The 14,090-nt window shown below is 63.0% G+C and carries 14 protein-coding genes; 8 read left to right on the forward strand and 6 right to left on the reverse strand.

Annotation, left to right across the window (positions count from 1 at the left end):
- Positions 1 to 136 precede the first annotated feature (136 nt).
- The gene (locus IB273_RS29765; protein WP_192225678.1) at positions 137 to 550 is read left to right on the forward strand and encodes a hypothetical protein; all 414 of its coding nucleotides are present in this window, start codon (positions 137 to 139) and stop codon (positions 548 to 550) included.
- A 172-nt stretch (positions 551 to 722) separates the two neighbouring features.
- A complete protein-coding gene (locus tag IB273_RS29770) occupies positions 723 to 1,184 on the forward strand; it encodes an SMI1/KNR4 family protein (protein WP_151188809.1) in 462 nt (153 codons plus the stop codon).
- A 199-nt stretch (positions 1,185 to 1,383) separates the two neighbouring features.
- On the opposite strand, the gene IB273_RS29775 is transcribed toward IB273_RS29770, so the two are convergent.
- Entirely contained in the window at positions 1,384 to 1,788 is a 405-nt protein-coding gene (locus tag IB273_RS29775; RefSeq protein ID WP_192225679.1) for a type II TA system antitoxin MqsA family protein, read from the reverse strand.
- 2 nt (positions 1,789 to 1,790) lie between these two features.
- Positions 1,791 to 2,090 (reverse strand): type II toxin-antitoxin system MqsR family toxin, encoded by a 300-nt coding sequence (locus tag IB273_RS29780; RefSeq protein WP_192225680.1) that lies wholly within the window; start codon positions 2,088 to 2,090, stop codon positions 1,791 to 1,793.
- A gap of 108 nt (positions 2,091 to 2,198) precedes the next feature.
- Here IB273_RS29780 and IB273_RS29785 point away from each other — a divergent pair, with 108 nt between their 5' ends.
- Complete coding sequence (locus IB273_RS29785) at positions 2,199 to 2,597, forward strand: VOC family protein (protein ID WP_151188804.1); 399 nt, start codon at positions 2,199 to 2,201, stop codon at positions 2,595 to 2,597.
- 537 nt (positions 2,598 to 3,134) lie between these two features.
- Positions 3,135 to 3,614, forward strand: coding sequence for a Bro-N domain-containing protein (locus tag IB273_RS29790; RefSeq protein WP_225594831.1), 480 nt, complete (start codon positions 3,135 to 3,137; stop codon positions 3,612 to 3,614).
- Between the two features lie 62 nt (positions 3,615 to 3,676).
- Here IB273_RS29790 and IB273_RS29795 read toward each other — a convergent pair whose 3' ends face one another.
- From IB273_RS29795 to IB273_RS29805, 3 genes are all read right to left on the reverse strand, one after another.
- Positions 3,677 to 5,140: a hypothetical protein gene (locus IB273_RS29795; RefSeq protein ID WP_192225681.1), complete on the reverse strand. Its 1,464-nt coding sequence runs from the start codon at positions 5,138 to 5,140 to the stop codon at positions 3,677 to 3,679.
- Between the two features lie 165 nt (positions 5,141 to 5,305).
- Positions 5,306 to 6,412 (reverse strand): GlxA family transcriptional regulator, encoded by a 1,107-nt coding sequence (locus IB273_RS29800; RefSeq protein WP_024766695.1) that lies wholly within the window; start codon positions 6,410 to 6,412, stop codon positions 5,306 to 5,308.
- A 382-nt stretch (positions 6,413 to 6,794) separates the two neighbouring features.
- Entirely contained in the window at positions 6,795 to 8,171 is a 1,377-nt protein-coding gene (locus IB273_RS29805; protein ID WP_081519041.1) for an L-serine ammonia-lyase, read from the reverse strand.
- A gap of 335 nt (positions 8,172 to 8,506) precedes the next feature.
- Between IB273_RS29805 and IB273_RS29810 the strand changes: the two genes are divergently transcribed.
- The 4 genes from IB273_RS29810 (at position 8,507) to choV (ending at position 12,706) form a co-directional block, all read left to right on the forward strand.
- Positions 8,507 to 9,445, forward strand: coding sequence for a choline ABC transporter substrate-binding protein (locus IB273_RS29810; RefSeq protein WP_081519042.1), 939 nt, complete (start codon positions 8,507 to 8,509; stop codon positions 9,443 to 9,445).
- Positions 9,446 to 9,686: 241 nt separating this feature from the next.
- The gene (locus IB273_RS29815; protein WP_045213872.1) at positions 9,687 to 10,628 is read left to right on the forward strand and encodes a choline ABC transporter substrate-binding protein; all 942 of its coding nucleotides are present in this window, start codon (positions 9,687 to 9,689) and stop codon (positions 10,626 to 10,628) included.
- Positions 10,629 to 10,682: 54 nt separating this feature from the next.
- Positions 10,683 to 11,522: a choline ABC transporter permease subunit gene (gene choW / locus IB273_RS29820; RefSeq protein ID WP_081519043.1), complete on the forward strand. Its 840-nt coding sequence runs from the start codon at positions 10,683 to 10,685 to the stop codon at positions 11,520 to 11,522.
- A gap of 5 nt (positions 11,523 to 11,527) precedes the next feature.
- The gene (choV, locus tag IB273_RS29825) at positions 11,528 to 12,706 is read left to right on the forward strand and encodes a choline ABC transporter ATP-binding protein (RefSeq protein WP_045213877.1); all 1,179 of its coding nucleotides are present in this window, start codon (positions 11,528 to 11,530) and stop codon (positions 12,704 to 12,706) included.
- Between the two features lie 251 nt (positions 12,707 to 12,957).
- On the opposite strand, the gene IB273_RS29830 is transcribed toward choV, so the two are convergent.
- Positions 12,958 to 13,968 carry an alpha/beta fold hydrolase gene (locus IB273_RS29830; protein WP_192225682.1) on the reverse strand — a complete coding sequence of 337 codons (1,011 nt, stop codon included), beginning with the start codon at positions 13,966 to 13,968 and terminating at the stop codon, positions 12,958 to 12,960.
- Positions 13,969 to 14,090 lie beyond the last annotated feature (122 nt).

Genomic DNA, 14,090 nt, shown 5'->3' on the forward strand with positions numbered 1-14,090 from the left:
GAGTCGGGATTAGAGTACAGAAAATAAATCTGTCCCCTTTTTCTCAGATAAGGTTGGAAATAAGTTATTGGGTCAGGATGGGGTTTTGTATAGAAAACCATCCAATTTGACACATATCCCGGTGGATTTTTGAGAAATGAAATCTTCTAATTACTATGAAGCTCTGCCCGAGTCCATGACCGCGGAGGATATAAAAGTTGAGTTTTTAGAAGTCCTGAAGCGTTTAAAGTCTGGAAGTTTATCCAAAGAGAGTGCACTTAAGGCTCTTTTGGAATTGAGTGATAGGCAATGGAATACTTATTGTGCTCTGAGTGATGATATAAAGTCTTCAGTAACTGATGCCTTAATTGCACTGTGGGATGGCCGATGTATCGAGTCAGCAGAGACGACGGTTGCTATAGTTTCGAGACTGGGGCTTGGGCGGGTTCTTAGATTCTTAAGTGAAATTGACGCCGGCCAGACATCTCCTGACGTATATGCAGAAATTCATGAGGCAGTAGAAGAGTTGAGGGATACTGTAGAAGATCCTTATAGTGGGATGCAAAACTAAAAAAGTTTGGACCAAAAAGGGGACAGATTTATTTTTCTACTCTAAAGCTGGCTGGCGAGTCAGGATTAGAGTGCGAAAATAAATCTGTCCTCTTTTTCTCCTTCTTCTTGGTCCCCTTTTTCTTGAAAGCTCAATATTGGGAGCAGAGAGCTGCTGTCTATGGTGGTGTCCTATGAGTAAATTCGGCTTTCGTGAAGTTGAAGAGTTGGTGGATTTGCATCGAGGAATAGTTAATTTCGGTGATGAAAGTAGCTCGGTGGGTGATGATTGGGTGGAGAAGGCAGAGCAGGCGCTGGGCGCGGTCTTTGCCGATTCGTATAAATGGTTTTTAAAGAGATATGCTGGTGGGGAAGTTGGCGGTGAAGAAGTCTATAGCCTTTACGGAATGGATTTCGACACAGTAAATGGTGGGGATATTGTTTTTCAGCATTTGGTGGGGTTGAAAAACAATACAGTGGATAATTCAAGGTTAGTTATAAGTGAGACGGATTTGGGAGAGGTGTTCTTTTTTGATTTGAACTCCTATGAGGGAGGGGAATATTCGATAAAAGTCAGAATTCCTTCCGGTGAGTTTTTAAACTATGCAGGTAACTTCTATGAGTTTCTCTGTAAGAGGATATTAGCTCATATTTGATGTTTTTGTTCTGTTGTCTGTCCCGTCCAAGTGTCCAAACCGCCTTCCCCGCCTCACGGCGGGGTGGAATGTCGAGTGTTTGTTCGAATTTCTGCCTCACGGGACCAAAAAGGGGACAGATTTATTTTTCTACTTTAAAGCTGGCTGGCGAGTCGGGATTAGAGTACAGAAAATAAATCTGTCCCCTTTTTCACTTCGCTTATTCCTGGCGCACTTCCTCCGCCAGCTCGGGGTGTGTCTTGAGGATGCCGAACAATTTGACCAGAGCGACCGGGGGCTCGGTTTCGCCACGTTCGTAACGGCTGAAAGCGTTTGGGCCGCCACCGAACAGCTCTCCCGCTTCACGCTGGGACAGGTGCAGCAGTTCCTTGCGGACTTCGCGGATCAGCGTCTGGTGGCCGGTAGCCTGATTCACCTGGCGGCGATGCTCGGCCATGGCCCGCATGACGCGCTCGCTCTCGGTTGGCCCGGTGATGGACTCGCCGCAGGCGTCGCACCAGTCAGCCTCGACCTGGGGGATGGTGGTGAACTGCCCCTTGTACGTGTAGGGCAAGTCGCGGATGGCGTGGACCAGGTCGGCCTGGCCGCAGACCGGACATAGCATGGTCACTTCTCCTTGAATGAAACGATGAGCAAGTCGCCCCGCAGGGTGAGCTTTACGTACGCCTGCCGGCCGTTCACCCACGGGCGATAGACGTCCTGCCAGATGCTGTGGTCGGCGTAGGTGGCCATGCTCTTGTAGAAGTCCGCCGAGGTTAGGCCGGTAATGACCGCCAGGACCTGTTCTGTGGACTCCAGCCCCAGTTCGAGGGCGCCTTCCAGTGCCACGCGGGTGAAGCGATATCGCCGCTCGGCAATGGCGAGCCTGATCAGCGGAAGCTTGTGGTGAGGCGTGCGCTTTTCCATCGAACGAAATTAACCTTATAGGTTAATTTCAGCCACGGCAATCCGGTCGTTTCGGAATCACCTTACCGATGTCCTAGACTGGCCCCTTCCCTTCGCAGGAGAGCCGTCATGACTACAGCCACTCCCTTCCTCATGTTCCAGGGCGGCGTCGCGCAGGCGGCGCTGGATTTGTATCTCGCTACTTTTCCCAACTCCCGCGTGGTGCACGTGGAGCGCTATGGCGCCGGTGAGCCGGGGCCGGAGGGGACGATCAAGGTGGCGCGGTTCGAGGTGTGCGGGCAGGCATTCCTGTGTTCGGACAGCCCGGTGAAGCATGACTTCGATTTCACGCCGTCCAGTTCGATCTTCGTGGAGTTCGAGTCGGGGGAGGTGCTGGAGCGGATTTTCGCGGTGCTGGCGGAGGGTGGGCGCGTGTATATGCCCTTGGGCGACTACGGCTTCAGCCCGCGATTTGGCTGGGTGAGCGACAGGTTCGGGGTGTCGTGGCAGCTGAGTCTGGTGCGCTGAGGGGCAACCCGCAGGAGCGCCCCATGGGCGCGGTCGCGGGCATGGCCCGCTCCTGCAACGGCTCCGTGGCTCGATAGCCTGGGTAGGGCGAATAACGCCTGAGGCGTTATCCGCCGTCCTGGCGGATAACCCGTTCCGGGTTATGCGCCCTACGCGTCTGTCGGCGGGTTCCTGAGACGGCATTCACCGGGTTAGGCAATTCCCTGAAGGGCGCGGGTTTCTGCTCCGGTCAACGCGGGAGTTTCCCTACACTGCGCCGGCGTTGCGGTCCTACAAGCCCTCTGCGTAGCGTTCCTGGCACCACGTTTCGGCGTGGTCAGGTGTGGAAACCTGAATTTACCGAGAGACGCTGTAGCAGAGTTCGACCGGCCCATGGGCCGGTCGTCTCGGGCTCTATGGCGGACCGTGTGAGGCGGACTTACGTCCGGCCGGTTCTCACGGTTGTTCTCGGTTGCCGGTTTTCCACCCTTGCACGGTCCGCCTCCCATTTCGGATGTTTCGGGCGGCGGCTTCCTGTCTTGAGCAAGGAGCTTCTGCATGATGACGTCGATGTCCTTCCCGGCCGAACATGGCCTGAATACCCAATCCTTCGTGCGCTACAACCGCCAGTTGCGCGGTGTGCTGCTGGATCAGCAGCCGTGGTTCGTGCTGCGCGACCTGACCAAGCTGACCGCGAGCAAGCGCGGGGCGGAGCTGGTGCGCAAGCTGGAGCCGGACCAGTCGCGCCGGGAGCGCCTGGCCGGCGCGGCGGAGGATGAGTGGCTGGTGAGCGAGAGCGGGGTATATGCGTTGCTGTTGCTGCACCTGTACCACCCGGAGAACCGCAGCCTTCGGCAGTGGCTTAGCAACGAGGTGGTGCCGGCGCTGCGTGCGGCGCAGCAGGACAACGCGCTGTTGCCGCGCCACAAGTTCCGGGAGGTGCAGGGGCAGCACATTGCCTTGCTGGATTGGCAGGGGCGGTTGTGGGTGCGGTTTACCGATGCGGCGCGGTTGATGGAGCTGGACGGGCGGGGGTAGGGCTGACCGCTCCAGCAACAGCACCCTCTCCGGTGGGCGAGGGTGTGTCTCGGGCTCAGGTATCAGGGCGGGTCGGCGGCCACTTCCAGTGGGGTGAGCGCGAAGGTGTTGCCGGCCGGTTCTCCCAGCAAGGCCATGTAGTGTCGGCCCTGATCTTCCACCGTGACCTTTCGGCCCGCCTCCAGCGGGAGTGTCGGGCAGAGCACGCGGAGTGGGTTCGTGTCGGGTAGCAGCAGGGCGTGGTGGGGAGCGCTTTCCTGGAATTTGCTGCGCAGGCTGAGGCGGCAGTGGCGTGGTTGTGCGGACAGCCACGCGCTGCGCAGTTCATAGCGGTCGCCGCCGAGCAGGCGGAGGCTTTCCACCTGGGCCAGTTGCCAGGCGCCGCCGGGAGTCAGGAGGAGGCCCAGCAGTTCGCCAACGGCCGGTGGCGGCGAGTCTTCCCAGTGCCCACTGAAGTGTTGCCCGCTCGTGTGGGGCTGGTCCAGCGGTAGGGTGGGCGGAAGGCTGGGGACGGGCGTGGGGGGGCTGAACTCGATGTCGCCCTGGTGCGCGACCAGCTCGTCCAGCCCGCCGCGGCCGCTGGAATGGTGGGACCAGACGTCGCTCTGGTGTTGCTGGCGCTGGAAGTGGCGGGCATCGAGGCTGCTGTCCTCGGTGACGCCGAGGTGGGCGAGCAGGGCCGGGATGCCTCGGCAGACCTGCCAGGGACCCGGGGCCGCGTCTGCCGTGCCCCAGCAGGCGAGCAGATGGGCGTTGAGATCGAAACCCGCGTCGCCGTTGCTGGCCGCAACGAAGCGCTTGAGCATGTCCAGCAGTTCGTCGAGCTTCAGGGCGAGGCCGCTGCTGCTGCTCGCGGCGCCCGGATCGCGGAAGGGACGGTCGCTCTCGCGATCGAGCCGCCAGGCGTTGCCCGGCTGTTCCGGCTGGATGTGGACGATGGAGGCGAAGACCTGGGTGGATTCGATCAGCGCCGGCAGGCTCTCTGCGGGGATTTCCAGCGGCCGGGAGCCGGCGATGAGCAGGCAATGCAGGTAGCCCCCCGCGATGGTCTGGCTGCGCGGTTCGAAGGCTTCGCCGTCGCTGATGGGCAGGTGCTGGACTTCCAGCCGCAGGGCGCGCCCGTACAGCTGGTGCAGCAGGTGCCACAGGCCGGGCGGTGCCGGGTGCTGGTTCTGCAGGCAGTTGCAGTGGACTTCCTGGAGGCTGCGCACCATGCGTTGCATCAGCAGGGCGGCGGTCTTGCGCTCGGCGCGGCGGGTCCGCAGCAGGTGCCAGTAGCCACTGAGCAGCCGGCGGTGAAGGGCGAGGATGAGCTTCTGCGCCTTGTCGGCCCGGGCCTGGGCGAGCGCGTCGGTCTGTTCGCCGAGTAGGTCGGCGAGCTGGCGGCTGACGTCGAAGATTTCCGGGCGCAGGCGTTCGAGTTGGCGCAGCAGCTGGATGCCGGTCAGCGTCGAGCGGTTCAGTTCGATGGCCGTGCGATACAGCTCCCGCGTACGCCGCGCCAGGTATTCGAGGGCGGTATCCATGTGTCTCGTGGCTCCAAAGCTTGCCGGCTGGGGCCGACCGTTCGGAGACTGCGAGATTCTCGGCGTTTTGCGATTCAGACGAATCTGAATGATGGGGAGTCATGCGTCACAGGAATGAAAAAGGGGAGGCCGGTGGCCTCCCCTTCGTGTTGCTCCAGGGTGTCGTCAGAGCACGCGCACGCTGGCGAAGGTGGATTCGCCCTGGGCCTGGCTGAGGGCCGAGATGGCCGAGGAGTTGGGCATGAGGGCGAGGTCCTGCGGGATGGGCATGACCATGACCGGCTGGCCGATGGGCTGGCCCTGGCGCTCGTCGCGCGGCGGGATGCCGAAGTATTCGCGGTAGCACTTGGAGAAGTGCGGGGTGGAGACGAAGCCGCACACCGAGGCGACTTCGATGATCGACATCGAGGTCTGCTTGAGCAGCTGGCGCGCGCGGATCAGGCGCAGCTTGAGGTAGTAGCGCGACGGCGAGCAGTGCAGGTACTTCTGGAACAGGCGTTCGAGCTGGCGGCGCGAGACGTTGACGTAGACGGCCAGTTCGTCGAGGTCGATGGGCTCCTCGAGGTTGGCTTCCATCAGCGCGACGATTTCCTGCAGCTTGGGCTGGTTGGTGCCGAGCATGTGCTTGAGCGGTACGCGCTGGTGGTCCTGTTCGTTGCGGATGCGCTCGTAGATGAACATTTCGGAGATCGCCGCCGAGAGTTCGCGGCCGTGCTCGCGGCCGATCAGGTGCAGCATCATGTCCATCGGCGCGGTGCCGCCGGAGGAGGTGAAGCGGTTGCGGTCGATGGAGAACAGCCGGGTGCTCATGGCCACGCGGGGGAAGGCTTCCTGCATGGCGGCCAGGCATTCCCAGTGCACCGAGCAGTCGTAGCCGTCGAGCAGGCCGGCGCGGGCCAGGGCCCAGCTGCCGGTGCACACGGCGCCGAGCTTGCGACCCAGGCGCGCCTGGGCCTGGAGGAAGGTGGTGTGTTCGCGGGTGACGCTGCGCTGGATGCCGACGCCGCCGACCACGATCAGCGTGTCCATCTGCGGGGCGCTGTCGCAGGCTGCGTCGGGGGTGATCTGCAGGCCGTCGCTGGCCCAGACCTGGCGGCCGTCGAGGCTCAGGGTGTGCCAGCGGTAGAGTTCGCGTCCGGAGAGCTGGTTGGCCATGCGCAGCGGTTCCACCGCCGAGGCCAGGGAGATCAGGGTGAAGTTGTCCAGCAGCAGGAAGCCGATGGACTGCGGAGCTCGGTTTTGCGGGGGAACTCCGGGGTTGAACGCGTTCATTCAGTCACCTCACGCTAGTCACAGTCGCCTCACGGGAGGCGTTTCTTATGCTTGTTGTTCTGTTCGGGAGTCGGCCTCGGGGTTGGCCCGGGCGGTTCCTCTTTTCTCGCTGCCTATGACAAGGCAAATGCCGTGCCTAGGTTGAATGGGCGTTCAACTAAAAAAGAAAACGGCATAGGAATGCCGTTTTTGCAGGTCCGGAATGCGACGCCTCGAAGGTCGCAAATACGCATGGATCGTGGCCTGGGGTTTTTGGTAGCACTCACCGGTCACGGCGCCGGTGGTGCTGTGCCCGGAACGGTAACGCCCGCTGTCTGGTCGGGACGGGCGTACCGCTTGCGCCATCAGGGGGCGCGCCGGCTCTGGCGTGGTCGATTGAGGGTCAGCACTCGATGATGCTGACGGCCAATCCGCCGCGCGAGGTTTCCTTGTACTTGTCGTGCATGTCGGCGCCGGTGTTGCGCATGGTGCGGATCACCTGGTCGAGGCTGATGAAGTGCTGGCCGTCGCCGCGCAGGGCCATCTGCGCGGCGTTGATGGCCTTCACCGCGGCGATGGCGTTGCGTTCGATGCAGGGCACCTGGACGAGGCCGCCGACCGGGTCGCAGGTGAGGCCCAGGTTGTGCTCCAGGCCGATCTCGGCAGCGTTCTCCACCTGTTCGGGGGAGGCGCCGAGCACTTCGGCAAGGCCCGCCGCGGCCATGGCGCAGGCGGAGCCGACTTCGCCCTGGCAGCCGACTTCGGCGCCGGAGATGGAGGCGTTCTTCTTGCACAGGATGCCGACGGCGGCGGCGGCCAGCAGGTAGTTGGTGACGTCGTCGTCGCTGGCGTCGGGGTTGAAGCGCATGTAGTAGTGCAGCACCGCCGGGATGATGCCGGCCGCGCCGTTGGTGGGCGCGGTGACCATGCGCCCGCCGGCGGCGTTTTCCTCGTTCACGGCGAGGGCGAAGAGGTTGACCCATTCCATGGCGGAGAGGGTCGAGCCGATGACGTTGGGCTTGCCGATTTCCTGCAGATTGCGGTGCAGGCGTGCGGCGCGGCGCTGCACGTTGAGGCCGCCGGGGAGGATGCCTTCGTGGCGCAGGCCGTTTTCCACGCAGTCGCGCATGGCCTGCCAGATGCTCCTGAGGCCTTCGCGGATGTCGGTTTCGCTGCGCCACATGCGCTCGTTGGCCATCATCAGCTCGGACACGCGCAGGTTGTGGCGGCGGCAGAGCATGAGCAGTTCGGCGGCGCTGGCGAAGTCGTAGGGCAGCACGGTGTTGTCGGTGTCGAGGCTGCCGGAGGCGGCCTGTTCCTCGTCGACCACGAAGCCGCCGCCGATGGAGTAGTAGGTGTCGCTGTGCAGCACGTGGTCGCCTTCGATGGCGGTCAGGCGCATGGCGTTGGGATGGTAGGGCAGGTTTTCTTCGAGCAGGCGCATGTCGCGGACCCAGTCGAAGGGGATCGCCCGGCTGCCGGCCAGCAGCAGTTCGCCGCTGCTGCGCAGCTGCGCCATGCGCGGTTCGATCTGGCTGGGGTCGATGCGGTCCGGCCATTCGCCCATCAGGCCCATGATGACGGCGCGGTCGGTGCCGTGGCCGACGCCGGTGGCGGACAGCGAGCCGTACAGGCGCACCTCCACGCGGCTGGTGCGTTCGAGCATCTGCCGTTCGCGCAGGGCGCCGACGAACAGCGCGGCGGCGCGCATGGGGCCGACCGTGTGCGAACTGGAAGGGCCGATACCGATCTTGAACAGGTCGAACACACTGATTGCCATGCCGGACTCCGGGCGAGCTGCACGTCCATGAGAGAGGGGGGATAGGCACGTCCCTGTGCCCGCGATGCCCGGCCATCATCGACCCAAGTCCGGCGCCGGCTGCGTCCATCGGCGACGCGGCCGTATCCAATAACGCCGCCTGCGCACCCCGTCGGTGCGGGGCGCGAAGCCACCTGTTCCGGGGCCGACGAAAGCTTGCCTCTTTACGACGCGAGCGCCGTGAACCACGACCGGTCGATAGGCGTGGGCGGCTTCGCTGTTCCATGATCCGCCACCGACGAACGGCCGCGTTCGCCCGTATCCACTCCCATTCTCCGCAGTCAGAGGCTGGTCTCATGAAGAGTCTTGTGTCGTCGCTGTTGGCGTTATCCGTGGTACTTCCGGGCGTCGTGCGCGCCGCCGAACCCGAATCCTGCGCCGTGGTGCGCTTCGCCGATGTCGGCTGGACCGACATCACCGTGACCACCGCGGTGACCCGCCTGGTGCTCAGCCACCAGGGCTACCGCACGCAGGTGGTGCGGCTGTCGGTGCCGGACACCTACAAGGCGATGTCGGAGAAGAAGATCGACGTGTTCCTCGGCAACTGGATGCCGAGCATGGCGAACGACATCAAGCCTTTCGCCGACAAGGGCCAGGTGGAAACCGTGGGCGCCAACCTCGAAGGCGCCAAGTACACCCTCGCGGTGCCGCGCTATGCCTATGAGGCGGGCCTGAAGACTTTTGCCGATATCGCAAAATTCAAGGAGCAGCTGGGCGGGCGCATCTACGGTATCGAGCCGGGCAACGACGGCAACCAGCTGATCCAGAAGATGATCAAGGAGAAAGCCTTCGGCCTGGGCGACTTCAAGCTGGTGGAGTCCAGCGAGGCCGACATGCTGGCCTACGTCAAGCGAGCCGGGGCCTTGAAGCAACCCATCGTGTTCCTGGGCTGGGAGCCGCACCCGATGAATACCCGAATCCAAATGAACTATCTGGAGGGCGGGGATTCCTACTTCGGTCCCAACTATGGCGGTGCGACGGTCTTCACCAACGTCAGAGCAGGCTATCTTCAGGAGTGCCCCAATGTCGCGCGGCTGCTGAAGAACCTGAAATTCGACCTGGCGATGGAGAACCAGCTGATGGATGCGGTGCTCAACGAGCGACGCAATCCCCGCCAGGCCGCCAAGAGTTGGCTGAAGGCCAACCCGCAGGTACTCGACGGCTGGCTGCAGGGTGTCGCTCCGAGCGCATCGGGTGCGGCGCCAGGGGGCCAGAAAACCGCCGCCATGGAATGATCCGGGCCTCTGCAAGTCGCTGGAACCGGGCCTTTCCACTGGATGCGACATGGCTGGTGCTGAATACGACTTCGCCTGCACTGGATGCGACCCACCCGGTAGGCGACGAAATTTTCCTGCTCCATGATCGTTTACGAAATGACAACAAAAGGACCTGTACCTGAGGTCCCACCAATAATTTTCAGACCGCCGCGCCCCATGCGCGCAGCGCCGTCGCCCCACCCCGCAGAGGAGTACGCTCATGAAAGGTTGCAAGTCTTTGCTGCTGGCTGCTGTGTCCGTTTGCGCACCGCTGGCGGTTCAGGCCGCTGAACCTGAGTCGTGCGGCACGGTTCGATTCTCCGACGTCGGCTGGACCGATATCACCGTGACCACCGCTACTACCCGTCAGGTGCTCGAGTCGCTTGGCTACACCACCAAGGTGACCATGTTGTCCGTGCCGGTGACCTACAAGTCGCTGGCGAACAAGGATCTCGACGTCTTCCTCGGCAACTGGATGCCGAGCATGGCCAACGACATCAAGCCCTACGCCGACAATGGCTCGGTGGAGACGGTGAAAGCCAACCTCGAGGGCGCCAAGTACACCCTGGCCGTGACCCAGGCCGCTTACGACGGCGGGCTGAAATCCTTCGCGGATATCAGCAAGTACGCCGACAAGCTGGGCAACAAGATCTACGGCATCGAGCCGGGCAACGACGGCAACCGCCTGGTCCAGGGCATGCTGGACAAGAACCAGTTCGACCTGGGCAAGTTCAAGCTGGTGGAGTCCAGCGAGGCGGGCATGCTCTCGCAGGTCGGGCGCGCCGACCGCCGCAACCAGTGGATCGTGTTCCTGGGCTGGGAACCGCATCCGATGAACACCCGCTTCAAGATGAAGTACCTCGAAGGCGGGGACGATGTGTTCGGCCCCAACTACGGCGGCGCGACCATCTACACCAACGTCCGCAAGGGCTACGTCCAGGAATGTTCCAATGTCGGCAAGCTGCTGACCAACCTGACCTTCACCCTGGAAATGGAAAACAAACTCATGGACGCCGTGCTCAACGGGGGCAAGAAGCCCGAAGAGGCGGCAAAAGCCTGGTTGAAGGACCATCCGGAACTGCTCGACGCCTGGCTCGCCGGCGTGACCACCCGTGACGGCAAACCGGCCTTGGCGGCAGCCAAGGTGGCATTCGCTAAGTAAGTGCCGAAAGCATTGCCGTTGGCCGATTCCTCAAGCTTCTGATGGGCCCGCATTATGTTTCTGACTGACCACAAGTTACCACTGGGCGAGCATATCGCCGCCTTCGTCGACTGGCTCACGCAACATGGCGCGTCGGTGTTCGACAAGATTTCCGACACCCTCGAGTTCCTCATCCACGGCGTCACCAACAGCCTGCTCTGGTTCAACCCGCTGGCGCTGATCGCGCTGCTGGTCTTCCTGGTGTTCTACATCCAGCGCAGCTGGGGGCTTGCCGTATTTGCCCTGGCCTCGCTGCTGCTGATCCTCAACCTGGGGTACTGGCAGGAAACCATGGAGACCCTGGCGCAGGTGATCTTCGCCACGGTGGTGTGCATTGCCGTCGGGGTGCCGCTGGGCATCCTGGCGGCGCACAAGCCCTGGTTCTACACCGGGCTGAGGCCGCTGCTGGATTTGATGCAGACGGTGCCCACCTTCGTCTACCTGATCCCCACCCTGACCCTGTTCGGCCTGGGTGTGGTTCCGGGTCTGATCTCCACGGTGATCTTCGCCATCGCCGCGCCCATCCGCCTCACCTGCCTGGGTATCCAGGATGTGCCGGCGGAGCTGTTGGACGCCGGCAAGGCCTTCGGCTGCTCACGCTGGCAACTGCTGACGCGCATCGAGCTGCCGCACGCCATGCCAAGCATCGGCGCGGGGATCACCCAATGCATCATGTTGTCGCTGTCGATGGTGGTTATCGCCGCGCTGGTGGGTGCTGATGGCCTCGGCAAGCCGGTGGTCAACGCGCTCAACACGGCGGACATTTCCCTCGGCTTCGAGGCCGGTCTGGCCATCGTCCTGCTCGCCATCCTGCTCGACCGGGTGTGCAAGCAACGTTCGCTGCGGGGGAGGTAAGTACTATGTCGGCGATTCGATTCGAACATGTGGATGTGATTTTCGGCACCCACACCAAGGAAGCGCTCAAGCTGCTGGATCAGGGCCTGGGCCGCGAGGAAATCCTCAAGCGCACCGGCCAGGTGCTGGGTGTCGAGGATGCCTGCCTGGATGTCGAACGCGGCGAAATCTGCGTGATGATGGGCCTGTCGGGCTCGGGCAAGTCCAGCCTGCTGCGCTGCATCAACGGCCTCAACCGGGTCAGCCGCGGCAAGCTGCTGATCGAGCACGAAGGCCAGCAGGTGGATATCGCCAACTGCTCGCCGGCGGCGCTCAAGACCATGCGCACCAAGCGCATCGCCATGGTGTTCCAGAAGTTCGCACTGATGCCCTGGCTGACCGTGGCCGAGAACATCGGCTTCGGCCTGGAGATGCAGGGCCGCCCGGCCAACGAGCGGAAGAAGGTGATCGACGAGAAGCTCGAACTGGTCGGCCTGTCGCAATGGCGCGACAAGCGCCCGGATTCGCTCTCCGGCGGCATGCAGCAGCGCGTCGGCCTGGCCCGCGCGCTGGCGATGGATGGCGATATCCTGCTGATGGACGAACCCTTCTCCGCGCTGGACCCGCTGATCCGCCAGCAGCTGCAGGATGAACTGCTGGTGCTGCAACGCCAGCTGCACAAGACCATCGTCTTCGTCAGCCACGACCTGGACGAGGCGCTGAAGATCGGTACGCGCATCGCGATCATGAAGGACGGCCGCATCATCCAGCACGGCAAGCCCGAGGAAATCGTGCTCAGCCCGGCGGACGACTACGTGCGTACTTTCGTGGCCCACACCAACCCGCTCAACGTGCTGTGCGGCTCCAGCCTGATGCGAGGCCTGGACCAGTGCCGCCGCCAGGCCGACGAGGTGTGCTTCGACCAGGGCCGCGACTGCTGGCTGGGCCTGACCGAGTCGAACCAGATCAAGACCGCTCGCCAGGGCAGCAACATCATCGACCTGCAGCAATGGCGCCCGGGTGACCCGGTGGAGAAGCTCAAGCACGAGCCGACCCTGGTGGACGTCAACATCCGCATGCGCGACGCGCTGCAGATCCGCTACCAGACCGGCCACAAGCTGGTGCTGCAGGAGCAGAGCCGCGTCGTCGGCGTGCTCGGCGACAGCGAGCTGTACCACGCGCTGCTGGGCAAGAACCTGGGCTGATTGCCCGCCTGAACAAAAACGCCGGCTCCCTGGGAAGGGGGCCGGCGTTTTTGTTGGGGCTGGCGACGGTGTTCACCTGTAGGAGCGCCCCATGGGCGCGATCGCGGGCATGGCCCGCTCCTACAAGTCCGCGCGGGAGCGCTTTTGTAGGATGGGTGGAGCGCAGCGATACCCATGCTGATGGCGGGGCGAATCGATGGGTATCGCTTCGCTCCACGCCATCCTACGGTTCAACCAACCCGGCACATCGATCAGTGCTTGAGGTCCGCCAGGCCCTTGAGCAGCGCGTCGTGGAAGCGCTTCGGGTCCTGGATCTGCGGGGCGTGGCCCATGTCGTCGAATTCCACCAGGGTGGCGTTGGGGATGGCCTTGGCGGTGGCCTTGCCCAGTTCGGCGTAGTTGCCCAGCTTGGCTTTCAGCTCGGCGGGGGCCAGGTCCTTGCCGATGGCGGTGTTGTCCCTGGTGCCGATCAGCAGCAGGGTCGGCATCTTCAGCTGGCCGAACTCGTAGACCACCGGCTGGGTGAAGATCATGTCGTAGAGCAGCGCCGAGTTCCACGCCACGCGCTCGTGGCCGGCGCCGTTGAACAGGCCGGCGAGCATGTTCACCCACTTGTCGTACTCGGGTTTCCACTGGCCGGCGTAGTAGGTCGCCTGCTCGTACTGGCGGATGCCTTCGGCGCTGGTCTTCAGCTCGCGCTCGTACCACTGGTCCGGGGTGCGATAGGGCACGCCCAGGGCTTTCCAGTCTTCCAGGCCGATGGGGTTGACCATGGCCAACTGCTCGACCTGCTGCGGATACATCAGCGCGTAGCGGGTGGCGAGCATGCCGCCGGTGGAGTGGCCGAGCAGGGTGATCTTGCCGACCTTCAGGTGCTCGAGCAGGGCGTGGGTGTTGGTCGCCAGTTGCTGGAAGCTGTACTGGTAGCGCTCGGGCTTGGTGGACTTGCAGAAGCCGATCTGGTCCGGTGCCACCACGCGGTAGCCGGCGTCGCTCAAGGCGGCGATGGTGGTTTCCCAGGTTCCGGCGCAGAAGTTCTTGCCGTGCAGCAGCACCACGGTGCGGCCGTTGGGCTGCTTCTTGGGCTTCACGTCGATGTAGGCCATGTGCATGTGGTGGCCCTGGGACGCGAAGCTGTAGTGACCGACCGGGTAGGAGTAGTTGAAGCGCTCCAGTTCCGGGCCGTAGGTGGGTTTGGATTCGGCGGCGTGCAGCGGCAGGGCGGCGGCCAACAGCAAGGCGGGTAGCCAGCGGCGGGGCATCGGGAAGCTCTCCTGGTGGTGGGGCACGGGTCAGACAGCGGGAAAGGCCATAGGTTGGCAGATTTCCGGGCGCGCCGCCGCATCGGTTGGTATCGAAATCCGTACGGTCGTGAGCTTGGCGG

The organism is Pseudomonas sp. PDM19, assembly GCF_014852215.1.
Lineage (GTDB): Bacteria > Pseudomonadota > Gammaproteobacteria > Pseudomonadales > Pseudomonadaceae > Pseudomonas.